Here is a 13869-nt window from a genome sequence, read left to right as displayed (position 1 = left end):
TTCGACTTATCTTCGTTGCCGTTGCCGTTGCCGATGCGACGCCATCATCGATGGCAATGCATCGCTACATTGCAATCACGCGGCTTGCTCAACTCACTCGCCGATCCAGCCTTCCAGCATGTCCGCAAACTCGTCGGCATGCTCTTCTTCCTGGGCCAGGATGCTTTCCAGGATGCGCTTGGTGGTGGTGTCCTTGTCGCCGATGAAATCGATCATCTCGCGATAGCTGTCGATGGCGATGCGTTCGGCGATCAGGTTCTCCCTGACCATGTCGCGCAGGTCGGTGCCTTCCTTGTATTCGGCATGCGAGCGCTTGGTCAGCGTGTCCGGGTTGAGGTCCGGTTCGCCGCCCAGTTGCACGATGCGCTCGGCAAGCTTGTGCGCGTGTTCCTGTTCCTGCTGCGCATGCTCCAGGAATTCGCCCTTGACCGCGTCGGCAAGCATGCCCTTGGCCATGAAGTAGTGGCGGTAGTAGCGCAGGGTGCACACGTATTCGGTGGCCAGTGCGGTGTTGAGCAGGTCGATCACCGCCTCGCGGTCGGCGTGGTAGCTCTCGGTGATGGCACCGTCTTCGATGCTCTGGCGTGCGCGGCTGCGCAAGGTGGCGGTATCGGTAATGCCGGGGAGTTGCTTGGCTGGCTGGGTAGACATGGCTGGCCGGTTTCCTTCTGAGTGGACGGGGGGAATCAATGCATCAATCGGGCAGGTGCTGCAGGACGTAATCGGCGGCAGACACCTTGAATTTGCCGGGCTCTTCGACAAACAAGGCCTTGACCACGGCGTCGTCGGCATACAGCGCGTAGCGACGCGAGCGCAGGCCCATGCCCGAGCCGCTGGCGTCGATCTCCAGACCCAGCGCGCGGGCCAGTTCGGCGTTGCCGTCGGGCAGCAGGTGCAGGCCGTCGGGAATCAGCTGGCTGCGGCCCCAGGCCTGCATCACGAACGGGTCGTTGACCGCGGTGCACAGCACTTCGATGCCGCGTTTACGGAATTCATCGAAGTGCTCCACATAGCCCGGCAGGTGCTTGGCCGAGCAGGTCGGGGTGAAGGCGCCCGGTACCGCGAACAGCAGCACCTTGCGCCCCGCGAACAGGCTGTGGGTGTCGACCGCCTCGATGCCCTCGCGCAGGCGCTTGAGCACGACTTCGGGAATGCGGTCACCAACGTGGATGGTCATGGGGCGGGCTCCTGTGGCTGAACGAATTCTAGAAAGGGGCAGGGGAAAAGCGCGTCAACGCGCTTGAAATCTGTAGCCGCACGCCTATCTGACGCACATGGCCGGCGCAACGGCGCACGCCGCGGCAGCCGGCCCTTCACCCAACCTTTTGGAGGCTCGCAATGAACATCGTTCGTTATCCCCAGTGGCCCACCCATGCGCTGCAAAACGAGATCAAGCACGTGTTCGACCGTTTCTTCGAGCACAACGGCGACACCGACGAATCGGCAGTGGTGACCGCGCAGTGGGTGCCACGCGTGGACATCAAGGAAGAGCCCAACCACTTCGTGCTGTACGCCGACCTGCCGGGCATTGACCCCAGCCAGATCGAGGTGCAGATGGACAAGGGCATCCTGTCGATCAAGGGCGAGCGCAACAGCGAGTCCAGCACAGAGACCGAGCGTTTCTCGCGCATCGAGCGCCGCTACGGCAGCTTCCACCGCCGTTTCGCGCTGCCCGACAGTGCCGACCCCGACGGCATCACCGCGGCCGGCCACAACGGCGTGCTGGAAATCCGCATCCCCAAGCGCCCGGCGGCCACCCCGCGCCGCATCCAGGTCGGCAACGGCCAGGACACCAGCGGCAGCACCGTGCAGTAAGGCCGCAAAACCTGGAGCGAAGCGGCCTGCTTCGCTTCCCGGCGGCAACCGCACCGTAGAATAGGTGCGGTTGCACGCCCGGCTGCGATATGACTGGCTCGTGGCCTCGGCTGCGGGCCGTTTTTTTCAGAGGTGATTAGATGGAATTCAAGGATTACTACGCAACGCTGGGCGTGGAGCCCAGCGCAGGCGATGCGGAGATCAAGACCGCCTACCGCCGGCTCGCGCGCAAGTACCACCCCGACGTCAGCAAGGAAGCCGGCGCCGAAGACAAGTTCAAGGCCATCAACGAAGCCTACGAGGCGCTGCGCGACCCGGCCAAGCGCAAGGCCTACGACCAGCTCAAGGCACAGGGCTTCCGCCCGGGCGACGAGTTCCAGGCCCCGCCCAACTATGGCGGTGGGCAGGGCTACGACTACGAGGAAGTGTTCGGCAACGGCGGCGCCGGTGGCGGCTTCAGCGATTTCTTCGAAAGCCTGTTCGCCGGCCAGCGCGGCGGCCGGCCGCGTGGCCCGGGCGCCGGACCTGGCGCAGGCGCGGGTCCGCAGGCGCGCGGCGATACCCGCGCCAAGCTGGCGGTGCCGTTGGAAGCGGTGTATGCGGGCGACAGCGTGCGCATCACCATCAACGGCAAGCAGCTGGATGTGCGCGTGCCCAAGGGCGTGCAGCCTGGCCAGGTGATCCGCCTGAGCGGGCAGGGCAATGGCGGCGGCAACCTGCTGCTGGAGATCGAATACGCCGCGCATCCGCAGTTCGAGGTGGACGGGCGCAACATCCTGTACACCTTGCAGGTCATGCCCTGGCAGGCGGCACTGGGCACCACCATCAGCGTGCCGACCCTGGGCGGGGCAGTGGAATTGAAGGTGCCGGCCGACTCCGACGCCGGCCGCAAGCTGCGCCTGCGCGGCCGCGGCCTGCCGGGCGCCACCCCGGGCGACCAGATCGTGGAGCTGGAAATCCTGGCCCCGGCCCCCACCGACGATGCGCAGAAAAAGGCCTACCGCAACCTGGCCAAGGCGTTTGGCGAAGCGGTGTAAGCAGCGTGGGGTGACGCCCTGGATGGGGTGAGGGTTCGGCAGGCGAGCGGTGCGCTTGTCATCGTCGATCTGTGACGTTGAATCGCCGCCGTCCCCTCATCCGGCGCTGTGCGCCCTCTTCTCCCGATGGGAGAAGGGACCAGTCGTCCCCCTCGTATCGATGAGGGATTGAGGGCAGGGCAGCATGCACGCGATGCGTGGGCGAGCGACCTGCTGCGACCTTGTTGCATCCAGCTGCGCCCTGTCCAACGTAGTACGCGTTGGACAGGGCAACGGCACCGCGTCACCGGATCACAGCTCGCAACAGCATCGCCCGGCGCACCGCCTGGCCCAGCTACCGCAAGCGCGGCCGGCGCACTACACTCGCCGCGCACACTAGGGGAAACACATGGCACGCATTCTGATCGTCGACGACTCGCCGTCGCAGCTGCTCGGCATTCAGCGCATCGTCGAGAAGCTGGGGCACGAGACCATCACTGCAACCGATGGTGCCGCCGGCGTTGAAGCGGCCAAGTCTTCGCTGCCGGATCTGGTGCTGATGGATGTGGTGATGCCCAACCTCAACGGCTTCCAGGCCACGCGCACACTCAAGCGCGAGCCGACCACCCAGCACATCCCGGTGATCCTGGTGACCACCAAGGACCAGGACACCGATCGCATGTGGGGCATGCGCCAGGGTGCACGCGCCTACATCACCAAGCCGTTCTCCGAAGACGAGTTGCTGGAAGTGATGGAGCGCGTGTTCAACCAGAAAGACGAACCGCCGATGGCGTGAGTGCGCCGGCGAGGGAGGGAGCAGGGTTGGCGGACGCGTTCCGGACTGCGTTGTGCCAGCGCAGCATCGCCCCAGCCGCATCCCCTCAGCGCTGATGCCAACGTCAGCCGCGCCGCCAGTGCCGTTTGGACTCCGATGCTCGCCTGCCATCGGCGGCATCCTGCGCCGCAACCCGGGGTCGGCAAAGCGCAGCGGCTGCTTGGCCTGACCACGACCCTGGGCCATCCAGCCAGGCCGAACGCCGGATCGGTCGACAGACACTGGCCACGCGTCAGCGAGCAGCACGATGTCGTCGGCGTCATCGTGCAGCGCATCGCAGGCAGGGTCCGCGTCCAGTCTCGGCGTGATCACCATTGGCCAACTCCAGAACGCACGTGCCCGGTGCTTGCCCCAAAGCGCGCTGACACCGTGTCCTTCCCCGTCTGCGAACCCGGCCATCGGCTCGATCCACCCCAGCGGCTAAACCGGGATGCACCAATTGGGGCCTTTCAAAACGGTCGGTCTGCCCCATCTAGTAGAATCATCGAATCACACAACACGGCGGCACTGCGGGACTGGCCCGCACAGCCCCTCGATCATGGAGCGTGCATGGCCTGGAACACACCCGGCAACAAGGGCGGAGACGGCCCGGACCCCAACCGTCGCAGGTCCTGGGGCCCGCGCGGTGGTGGCAACGGTGGTGGCTGGGGCAATCTGCCCGCCCCGTTGAAAGAGCTGTTCGATGGCGGCGTGGGGCGCTGGATCCTGGTCGCGGTGGTGCTGATGGTGCTGTTCTCCAGCTTCCAGCTCATCGGCGAGCAGCAGCGTGGCGTGGTGCTGCGCTTCGGCCAGTTCTCGCGCATCCTGCAGCCCGGCCCGAACTTCAAGCTGCCCTGGCCGGTCGAGTCGGTGCGCAAGGTCAACGCTACCGAGATCAAGACCTTCAGCAACCAGGTGCCGGTGCTGACCCGCGACGAGAACATCGTCAACGTCTCGCTCAACGTGCAGTACCAGATCAGCGACCCGCGCAAATACCTGTTCGGTTCGCGCAATGCCGACCTGGTGCTGGAGCAGGCCGCGCAAAGCGCCGTGCGTGAGCAGGTCGGCCGTTCCGACCTCAATACCGTGCTCAACAACCGCGGCCCGTTGGCCATTGCCTCCAAGGATCGCCTGCAGGCGGCACTGGACGCCTACAACACCGGCCTGGCCGTCACCGGCGTGACCCTGCCGGACGCGCGTCCGCCGGAAGAAGTGAAGCCGGCCTTCGACGAGGTCAACGGTGCCCAGCAGGTGCGCGAGCGCCTGATCAACGAAGCCCAGGCCTACGCCGCCAAGGTGGTGCCCGAGGCACGCGGCCAGGGTGCGCGTACCCGGACCGGCGCCGAAGGCTACAAGCAGGCGCTGATCTCCAAGGCCGAGGGCGACGCCGATCGCTTCACGTTGTTGCAGGAGCAGTACGCCAACGCCCCCGAGGTCACGCGCAAGCGCCTGTGGCTGGAAACCGTGCAGAAGGTGCTGTCGGAGAACCGCAAGGTGATCGGCAGCGATGGCAGCCAGGTCATCTATGTGCCGCTGCCGGCCGACACCGGCAAGTCCGCCAGCAACAACGCCACTGCAGGCAACGGCGGCATGCCGTCGATGGTGCCGCAGGATGTGCTGTTGAATCCGCCGCAAACCAGTGGCGGCAGCGAGGGCATCCGCAATCCGGAGCGCGGTCCGCGCCCGACCGGCCGTGAGGGAACCGAATAATGAAGAATTCGCTAGTCATCGGCCTGATCGTCGCCGTGTTGCTGACCCTGATGGGCTCGGTGTTCGTGGTGCGCGAGGACCAGACCGCCATGGTGCTCAACCTGGGCCGTGTGGTGCGCGCCGACCTCAAGCCCGGGTTGCACTTCAAGATCCCGGTGGTGGAATCGGTGCGCGTGTTCGACCGCCGCTTCCAGGTGCTGGACACCGCCCCGGCGCGCTACTTCACCGCCGAGCAGAAAGACGTGAGCGTGGACTTCTTCGCCATCGGCTACATCTCCGACGTGCGGGCGTTCTACCGCGCCACCGGTGGTGAGGAGTCGGTCGCCAATTCGCGCCTGGCCCCGATCATCACCGACTCGCTGCGCAACCAGATCAACTCGCGCACCCTGCAGCAGCTGGTCTCCGGCGACCGCAGCGAGTTGATCGCCAACCAGCTCAAGGGCATCAACGGCGCCATCAAGGGCCTGGGGATGCAGATCACCGACCTGCGCATCAAGCAGATCGACCTGCCGACCGACAGCCAGGTGATCACCGACGTCTACGAGCGCATGCGCGCCCAGCGCAAGCAGGAAGCCAGCAAGCTGCGTGCCGAAGGCGAAGAGCAGGCCCTGACCATCCGCGCCCAGGCCGACCGCGAGTCCACCGTGATCGTGGCCGACGCCGAGCGCGATGCGCAGAAGCTGCGCGGCGAAGGCGATGCCGACGCCGCCCGCATCTACGGCCAGGCCGGTGCCAAGGATCCGTCGTTCTACGCGTTCTATCGCAGCCTGGAGGCGTACCGCGGCTCCATGACCGACGGCAACGGCGTGGTGGTGCTGGACAAGAACGACCCGTTCCTGCAGTACCTCAAGAGTGATCGTTGATCGCTCTGCGCTGAATCGAAAACGCCCGCGTGATGCGGGCGTTTTCGTATGTGCCTGTCACTGCCGCGCAGGCATGCGCGCGCCACACCGTAGGAGCGCACACGGGCGCGACCGGTTTTACCGGGAATGCCCGTCGCGCCCAGGTGCGCTCCTACGCGGGGCGCGTGGAGGCTGTGGACGCGGCACGCTGCAGTTCCCCACGTTGTCCTGGTGTTGCTGATGCACGAATTTCTGTCCGCGTTATGCCTGATCGCCGTCATCGAAGGCCTGCTGCTGTTCGCCGCGCCCACCGCCTGGAAGCGGATGGTCGAGCAACTGTTCAGCCTGCCCACGGCCCAACTGCGTGCTATCGGCGGTGTGACTCTGGTGCTGGGCGCGCTCGCGCTGTGGATCGTGCGTCACTGAGTGGTTGGTCCATTCCGACCGCAACGGGCAGCGTAGGAGCGCACCGGGGCGCGACTGCTTCACCGGTCATGCCTGTCGCGCCCGGGTGCGCTCCTACGACCCACGATGGGCGCTTGGGATTGTCGCCATGGTGATGCTCCCAGGCTAGGGACCGGCAGCGCCCGGAGCACCGCGCAACCGATGGCCAGCCGCAACCCGACCAGCCCCCGATCCGCCGTTCGCCGGGGGTAGTGCACGTCACCGGAAACCCGGATAATGCACAAAAGCCGGCCGGGCACGCTCACACAGGGCACCTCGTTCGGCTTTTTCCGTGTCAGGGCTTCACGCGCCGCTGCAACGCTCCCCGATGGAGCCGCGCGCCAGGCGGCGCCGCCAGCCGTGAACCGGTCCCATCCCGCGGCCCCGATGGCCGCAGCAAAACTCAGGAGTTCACCCGTCATGGGTCAGTCAGTTGTCGTGCTCGGTGCCCAGTGGGGCGATGAAGGCAAAGGCAAGATCGTCGATCTGCTTACCGAAGAGATCGGTGCGGTGGTCCGCTTCCAGGGTGGCCACAATGCCGGCCACACGCTCGTCATCAACGGCAAGAAGACCGTCTTGCATCTGATTCCGTCCGGCATCCTGCGCGACGACGCGCTGTGCCTGATCGGCAATGGCGTGGTGATCTCCCCGGCCGCGCTGATCAAGGAAATCAGCGAGCTGGAAGGTGCCGGCGTGGAAGTGCGCTCGCGCCTGAAGATCTCCCCGGCTGCGCCGCTGATCATGCCGTACCACATCGCGCTGGATCAGGCGCGCGAGAAGGCCGCCGGCGGCAAGGCCATCGGCACCACCGGCCGCGGTATCGGCCCGGCGTACGAAGACAAGGTCGCCCGCCGCGGTATCCGCATCGCCGACCTGCATTACCCGCCGCAGCTGGAAGAATTGCTGCGCACCGCGCTGGACTACCACAACTTCGTGCTGACCAAGTACCTGGGCGTGGAAGCGGTGGACTTCCAGAAGACCTTCGACGAAGCGCTGGCCTTCGGCGACTACGTGCAGCCGATGAAGTCGGACGTGGCCGGCATCCTGCACGACCTGCGCAAGCAGGGTAAGCGCGTGCTGTTCGAAGGCGCGCAGGGCGCGCTGCTGGACATCGACCACGGTACCTATCCGTACGTCACCAGCTCCAACACCACGGTCGGCGGCGCACTGGCCGGTACCGGCGTGGGCGCTGACGCCATCGACTACGTGCTGGGCATCGCCAAGGCCTATGCCACGCGCGTGGGCGGCGGCCCGTTCCCGACCGAGCTGGACGACGAAGTGGGCCAGGGCATCCGCGACCGCGGTGCCGAGTACGGCGCCTCCACCGGCCGCCCGCGCCGCTGCGGCTGGATGGACATCGTTGCGCTCAAGCGTGCGGTGGCCATCAACGGCATCTCCGGCCTGTGCATCACCAAGCTCGACGTGCTCGACGGCATGGAAAAGCTCAAGGTCTGCATTGCCTACGAATACCGCGGCAAGCGTACCGAATACGCCCCGCTGGACGCGCAGGGCTGGGAAGAGTGCACCCCGGTGTACCTGGAGTTCCCGGGCTGGACCGAGAACACCCACGGCATCACCGAGTGGGACAAGCTGCCGGTGGCCGCACGCGCTTACCTGCGCGCGCTGGAAGAACTGGCCGGCTGCCCGATCAGCATCGTCTCCACCGGCCCGGATCGGGACCACACGATGGTGCTGCAGGATCCGTTCGCCTGATCGGCTGACGCCAGACGCGGCATCGTCCAACAGCCCGGCTTGTCCGGGCCGTTGGCATTTGAGGATTACTGAGATTTGGCATGACTTTTGGCGGTGCCTGCGTGCACTGTTCCGGCGGATCATCCGCGGCCTGACGCCACCGCGTGCCCACTTCGCCCACATCGAGAATTTCCCATGCGTCTTCCCCTGGTGACCGCCATCGCACTGGCTCTGGTCGGTACAAGTCCGGCTGCCTCCGTCTTCGCAGCTGCGCCCGTGCCGCAGAGCGCCGACGCCGCGTCCATCACCACCCAGTTGCCGCGCACGGCCAAGCCCACGCATTACGCAGTGGAGATCACTCCGCATGCCGACAAGATGAGCTTCGACGGCAAGGTCGCCATCGACATCAGCGTGCTGGAACCCACCGACCGCATAGTGTTGCAGGCGGCCAACCTGACTTTTGCGCGCGGCACGCTCACGCAAAAAGGCGGCAAGCCGCACACGGCCAAGGTCAGCACCGATGCCGAGGCGCAGACCGCCACGTTCGCGTTCGGCAAGCCGCTGGCAGCGGGTGAGTACGTGCTGTCCATCGATTACAGCGGCGTGATCAACACGCAGGCCAACGGCTTGTTCGCGCTGGATTACACCACCGCGCAAGGTGCGCGCCGCGCGTTGTTCACCCAGTTCGAAAACTCCGATGCGCGCCGCTTCATTCCTTCCTGGGACGAGCCCAACTTCAAGGCCACTTTCGACCTGGCGATCAATGCGCCGGCCGGGCAGATGGCGGTAAGCAACATGCCGGTCGCCTCCTCCAAGCCGGGCGCAAACGGGCGCACCCGCATCGCGTTCCAGACCTCGCCCAAGATGTCCACGTACCTGTTGTTCGTCAGCGTGGGCGATTTCGAACGTGCCACCGTCACCGCCGACAATGGCACCGAGATCGGTGTCATCGCGCAGAAGGGCAAGGTGGACCAGGCGCAATTCGCGCTGGAATCCGGCCGCGATGTCTTGCACGAGTACAACGACTACTTCGGCGTTCCGTACCCGCTGCCCAAGCTGGACAACATCGCCGCGCCCGGACGCAGCCAGTTCTTCAGCGCCATGGAGAACTGGGGGGCGATCTTCACCTTCGAGTACTCGCTGTTGCTGGATCCGGCGGTGTCCAACATCGATACAAAGCAAGGCGTGTTCACCGTCGCCGCGCACGAGATCGCGCACCAGTGGTTCGGCAATCTGGTAACCATGGCGTGGTGGGACGACCTGTGGCTCAACGAAGGTTTCGCCAACTGGATGGAAGCGCGCACCACGGCAAAACTGCATCCGGAATGGGACATCGACAAGACCGGCCCGGCCAAGAAGAGCCGCTTGGCCATGCGGCGCGATGCGTATGTGACCACCCACCCGGTGGTGCAGCACGTGGCCACCGTGGAGCAGGCCAGCCAGGCCTTCGACGCCATCACCTACGCCAAGGGCGAGGCGGTGATCGCCATGCTGGAAGACTACGTCGGCTCGGATCACTGGCGCGACGGCGTGCGCAGTTACATCAAGCAGCATCAGTACGGCAATGCGGTGACCGACCAGTTGTGGCAGCAGATCGACGCAGTGGCCCCGGGCAAGCAATTCACCCAGGTGGCACATGACTTCACCCTGCAGCCGGGCGTGCCGTTGATCAAGGCCAGCACCCGCTGCGTCGGTGGCCAGACCGCGGTGACGCTGGAGCAGGGCGAGTTCACGCTGGACCGCCCAGACAAGCAGCCGTTGCGCTGGCACGTGCCGGTGGTCGTGCGCAGCGGCGATGGCGCGCCGGTGCGCGTGCTGGTGGACGGCACTGCGCAGGTGCAGGTGCCGGGCTGCGACGCACCGGTGGTGGTCAACGCCGGGCAAAAGGGCTACTTCCGCACCTTGTATGCGCCCGCACAGTTCAAGGCGCTGACCAGCAGGTTTGGCGCGCTACCGGTGGTGGACCAGTTGGGCGTGTTGAACGACGCCGACGCACTGGCCGACGCGGGCGTGCAGACACAGGCCGATGTCTTGGATCTCACCGCACAGGTGGCAGTCGGCGCATCGCCCGACGTCTGGGACATGGTGGCCAGCATCTACGATGGTGTGGATGGCAGCTTCGAGCATGACCCGGCTGGGCGCGCCGCGTGGCGTGCCTATGCCGTGCCGCGCCTATCGGCCGAATTCGCAACGCTGGGCTGGGACAACCGCGATGGCGACTCGGCGCAGATCCAGCAGTTGCGTACCCGCCTGATTTCCAGCCTCAGCGACATGGGGGATGCTGCAGTGATCGCCGAGGCGCGCCGGCGCTTTGCCGCCTTCCAGGCCACTCCCGCGTCGCTGTCGCCGGAGTTGCGTGACAGCGTGCTGGGCGCGGTTGCGCGCAATGCCGACACCGCCACCTGGGACGCCTTGCATGCCTTGGCCAAGCATGAAACCTCGTCAATGGTGCGCGACACCTATTACGATTTCCTCTCCATGCCCATCGACGAGGCGCTGGCCAAGCGCGCGCTGGCACTGGCGTTGACACCTGAACCGGGCGCCACGACCGGTGCGAGCATGATCGACCGGGTCGCCTCCCAGCATCCGGAGCTTGCCTTCGATTTTGCCGTGGCGCATCGCATGCAGGTGGACACCCTGGTGGACTCCACCTCGCGTGCCCGCTACTACCCCAGCCTGGGCATGGACTCGGCAGAGCTTGCCACCGCCGACAGGATCAAGGCCTATGCCGACCAATACATCGCGCCGACCTCGCGGCAGGCTGCGGACAACGCCATCAACACGATCCAGACGCGGGTGAAGCTGCGGGCGGCGTCATTGCCGCAGATCAAGGCGTGGTTGAAGGCGCGCAAGCGCTAAGCATTGCAGTCATCGCAGCACAGGAAACAGCCCGGCCTTGCCGGGCTTTTCCTTGCCGGGCCGGCAGTCACCGGGAGGTGGGGAGCGAGGCGTGCTTGCAAAAGCAGAAGGGGGTGAGCAGACCCTGACTCGCACGCCTGGTTGCAGTGCTTTAGGTGCTCCACGCTGTCAATGCAGTGCCTCGGTCCGCTCTGGGGGAGGCGCGTAGGCACCCCCCCCCCCGGACGCGGTCGCTTTCGAGCGGGCCGGCAACCGGCATGCGGTGTAGATGCAAGGTGTTGTGACACAGCTGTGCTACATTCGCGCGTACGAAATGCACAAGCTCGAGGATTTCATGAGCACCACAACCATCCGTCTTCCAGACGAACTCAAGATGCGCGTTGCTGCAGCAGCGAAGCGGGGCGGCACGACGGCACATAGTTTCATCCTGGAAGCGATCGCCGAAAAGGCGGAATCGGTCGAGCGTCGTGCCGATTTCGATGCGGTTGCCGAGCAGCGTTATGCCGGCATTGTCGCGTCCGGGAAAACCATCGCCTGGGACGACATGCGTGGCTATCTGGAAAAGCGCATGGCCGGCGAGCCGGCAAAGCGTCCCACGGCCCGCAAACTAGCCCGGTAGCATGGCGCGTATCGAACTGGCACCGGAGGTTGCACAGGATCTTGAGCGGATCTTCGACCACCTCCAGCGCCATGAGGCCGCACATGTCGCAGCACGCCTGCACGAGATCATTGCGGCAATCGATGTGCTGCAAACCAATCCGCTGATCGGCCGGCCGGCTGGCGGCGACAAGCGCGAACTGGTGATCGGTCGCGGAGCGCACGGCTATCTGGCGCTGTACTGCCATGTCGCGCAGATCGACACGGTGTTTGTGCTGGCCGTTCGCTCGCAACGTGAGGCGGGCTTTGCGGGGCCGTGATGTCCGCAGTTCCCTCATCGCCTTAGCCAATGCAGACGCCGCCGCGTCACGCCCCAAACGCACCATCGATCGTATGCATCGCCCCGGTGACAAAGCCTGCTTCCGGGCCAGCCAGCCAGGCCACCATGCCGGCCACTTCGTCGGCGCGGCCGTGGCGCTTGATCGCCATGAAGCTGTGCATCAGGTCTTTCATCGGCCCGTTTTCCGGGTTGGCGTCGGTATCGATCGGGCCTGGTTGCACCACGTTGATGGTGATGCCACGCGGCCCGAAGTCGCGGGCCAGCCCGCGCGCCAGCCGTTGCAGCGCGGATTTGCTCAGCGCGTAGGACGCCATGCCGGGCAGCGGCATGCGGTCGCCGTTGACCGAGCCAATCACGATGATGCGGCCGCCGGGCGGCATCTGCCGCGCGGCCTCCACGGCGGCGTGGTAGGGCGCGTGCACGTTGATGCGGAACAGCCGGTCCACCGCATCCGGATCCTGCTCCAGCGCATCGCCGAACAAGGCGATGCCGGAGTTGACCACCAGCACATCCAGTGGCCCGTTGCGGCGCACCGTGTCGATGACCGCATCGCGGTTGGCGCTGTCGGCCAGCACCGCGGTGCTGCCGGTGTCGCTGGCCAGGCGCTGCGCCGCCTCCGCAGAGCCGGCGTAGGTAAACGTCACCTGCGCGCCCTCGGCCATAAAGCGCCGCACGATGGCGGCCCCAATCCCCCGGCTGCCACCGAGCACCAACACCGACTTATTTTTGAACGCTGACATGCATCACCTCGCTATTAATGTAGCGAGTAATACATAATAGATTTCGTCTGCCGTCAAGGATTTTGTAACAATGACTACAGAAACCTCCCGGGCCCGCGGGCGGCCGCGTGCATTCGACCCGGACCAAGCGGTCGCCACTGCGCAGCAGCTGTTCCATGCGCGCGGCTACGACGCACTGAGCGTGGCCGACCTCACCCAGGCGCTGGGCATCAACCCGCCCAGTTTCTACGCCGCCTTCGGCAGCAAGGCCGGCCTGTATGCGCGCATCCTCGACCGTTACGCGCAGACCGGGGCCATCCCGCTGCCGCAGATTCTGGACACCAACCGCCCGCTGGCCGACGCACTGGCCGACGTACTGGAGCAGGCCGCGCGCTGCTACGCCGCAGACCCCGCCGCCACCGGCTGCCTGGTGCTGGAAGGCACGCGCAGCAACGACGCGCAGGCGCGCGAGGCCGCCTGCGGCTTCCATGTCGCCGCCCAGGAGTTGATCCGCTCCCACATCGCCAAACACTGCCCGCACGACGCAGACCGGCTGGCGGATTTCGTCAGCACCACCATGGCCGGGCTGTCCGCCAGCGCCCGGCATGGGCAGAGCCTGGAGCGTCTGCTGGCGAGTGCGCGGTTGGCAGGGGAGGCAATTAAGGCGGCGCTGCGCGGCTAGACAAGGCGCGCATGGTTGCAGGGGCAGGGGCGTTCCATGGTGGACCACTTGCGTGCCAGCATGCCAACTGACTTGGTAGTCAGGCGCCGGTGGAGCAGTCGCTGGCAAAGCTGCAATAGCTCGACTTTTGCACATCGGCGAAGACGCAAAGCAGCCATGCGCAGGAGAAATTGTTGTTGCAGGAAGCGGCATTGAAGCCGCTGACCATTGGACGAGCGTGTCTGGCTTCCGCCGTTGAGCGGCAGACCCTCATTTAGTCAGAGGGTAATCCCCCCGCCCATTAGCTGACGCCAGAAGTGGAATTTTCTCGTCCCCTTTCCCGAGGAGGTTCCATGAAGA

Annotated in this window: 14 protein-coding genes; 11 read left to right on the top strand and 3 right to left on the bottom strand. The window is 65.7% G+C overall.

Translation table 11 applies throughout. The features are described 5' to 3' along the window. Positions 1-93: 93 nt before the first annotated feature. Positions 94-651, bottom strand: coding sequence for a ferritin-like domain-containing protein (locus LL972_RS01995; RefSeq protein WP_228326201.1), 558 nt, complete (start codon positions 649-651; stop codon positions 94-96). 43 nt (positions 652-694) lie between these two features. Next, the gene (locus LL972_RS01990; protein WP_228326200.1) at positions 695-1177 is read right to left on the bottom strand and encodes a peroxiredoxin; all 483 of its coding nucleotides are present in this window, start codon (positions 1175-1177) and stop codon (positions 695-697) included. A 161-nt stretch (positions 1178-1338) separates the two neighbouring features. Between LL972_RS01990 and LL972_RS01985 the strand changes: the two genes are divergently transcribed. The 10 genes from LL972_RS01985 to LL972_RS01940 all read left to right on the top strand — a co-directional run bounded on the left by LL972_RS01985 (position 1339) and on the right by LL972_RS01940 (position 12109). After that, entirely contained in the window at positions 1339-1815 is a 477-nt protein-coding gene (locus LL972_RS01985; protein WP_228326199.1) for an Hsp20/alpha crystallin family protein, read from the top strand. 140 nt (positions 1816-1955) lie between these two features. After that, the gene (locus tag LL972_RS01980; protein ID WP_228326198.1) at positions 1956-2852 is read left to right on the top strand and encodes a DnaJ C-terminal domain-containing protein; all 897 of its coding nucleotides are present in this window, start codon (positions 1956-1958) and stop codon (positions 2850-2852) included. Between the two features lie 388 nt (positions 2853-3240). Beyond that, complete coding sequence (gene pilH, locus LL972_RS01975) at positions 3241-3627, top strand: twitching motility response regulator PilH (RefSeq protein ID WP_115676308.1); 387 nt, start codon at positions 3241-3243, stop codon at positions 3625-3627. 588 nt (positions 3628-4215) lie between these two features. Further along, positions 4216-5355 (top strand): FtsH protease activity modulator HflK, encoded by a 1140-nt coding sequence (gene hflK, locus LL972_RS01970; RefSeq protein WP_228326197.1) that lies wholly within the window; start codon positions 4216-4218, stop codon positions 5353-5355. Then, positions 5355-6218: a protease modulator HflC gene (gene hflC / locus LL972_RS01965; RefSeq protein ID WP_039523939.1), complete on the top strand. Its 864-nt coding sequence runs from the start codon at positions 5355-5357 to the stop codon at positions 6216-6218. Before hflK ends, hflC begins: the two co-directional genes overlap by 1 nt. A 219-nt stretch (positions 6219-6437) precedes the next feature. Further along, positions 6438-6623, top strand: coding sequence for a DUF2065 domain-containing protein (locus tag LL972_RS01960; protein WP_228326196.1), 186 nt, complete (start codon positions 6438-6440; stop codon positions 6621-6623). Between the two features lie 438 nt (positions 6624-7061). Beyond that, positions 7062-8354, top strand: a complete 1293-nt coding sequence (locus LL972_RS01955) for an adenylosuccinate synthase (protein WP_024938603.1) — start codon at positions 7062-7064, stop codon at positions 8352-8354. 174 nt (positions 8355-8528) lie between these two features. Further along, a complete protein-coding gene (locus tag LL972_RS01950) occupies positions 8529-11192 on the top strand; it encodes a M1 family metallopeptidase (protein ID WP_228326195.1) in 2664 nt (887 codons plus the stop codon). 334 nt (positions 11193-11526) lie between these two features. Beyond that, entirely contained in the window at positions 11527-11811 is a 285-nt protein-coding gene (locus LL972_RS01945; RefSeq protein WP_104627855.1) for a CopG family transcriptional regulator, read from the top strand. Position 11812: 1 nt separating this feature from the next. Then, positions 11813-12109, top strand: coding sequence for a type II toxin-antitoxin system RelE/ParE family toxin (locus LL972_RS01940; protein ID WP_104627845.1), 297 nt, complete (start codon positions 11813-11815; stop codon positions 12107-12109). 46 nt (positions 12110-12155) lie between these two features. Here the strand turns inward: LL972_RS01940 and bdcA are convergent, their stop codons facing one another. Further along, the gene (bdcA, locus tag LL972_RS01935; protein ID WP_228326194.1) at positions 12156-12869 is read right to left on the bottom strand and encodes an SDR family oxidoreductase; all 714 of its coding nucleotides are present in this window, start codon (positions 12867-12869) and stop codon (positions 12156-12158) included. 70 nt (positions 12870-12939) lie between these two features. Between bdcA and LL972_RS01930 the strand changes: the two genes are divergently transcribed. Continuing rightward, entirely contained in the window at positions 12940-13530 is a 591-nt protein-coding gene (locus tag LL972_RS01930) for a TetR/AcrR family transcriptional regulator (protein WP_228326193.1), read from the top strand. The last annotated feature ends 339 nt before the right edge of the window (positions 13531-13869 follow it).

Source organism: Xanthomonas campestris pv. asclepiadis, assembly GCF_020784175.1.
Lineage (GTDB): Bacteria > Pseudomonadota > Gammaproteobacteria > Xanthomonadales > Xanthomonadaceae > Xanthomonas > Xanthomonas campestris_D.
Note: the sequence above shows the minus strand (reverse complement) of the source record. Positions and strands in the feature narration are given on the sequence as shown.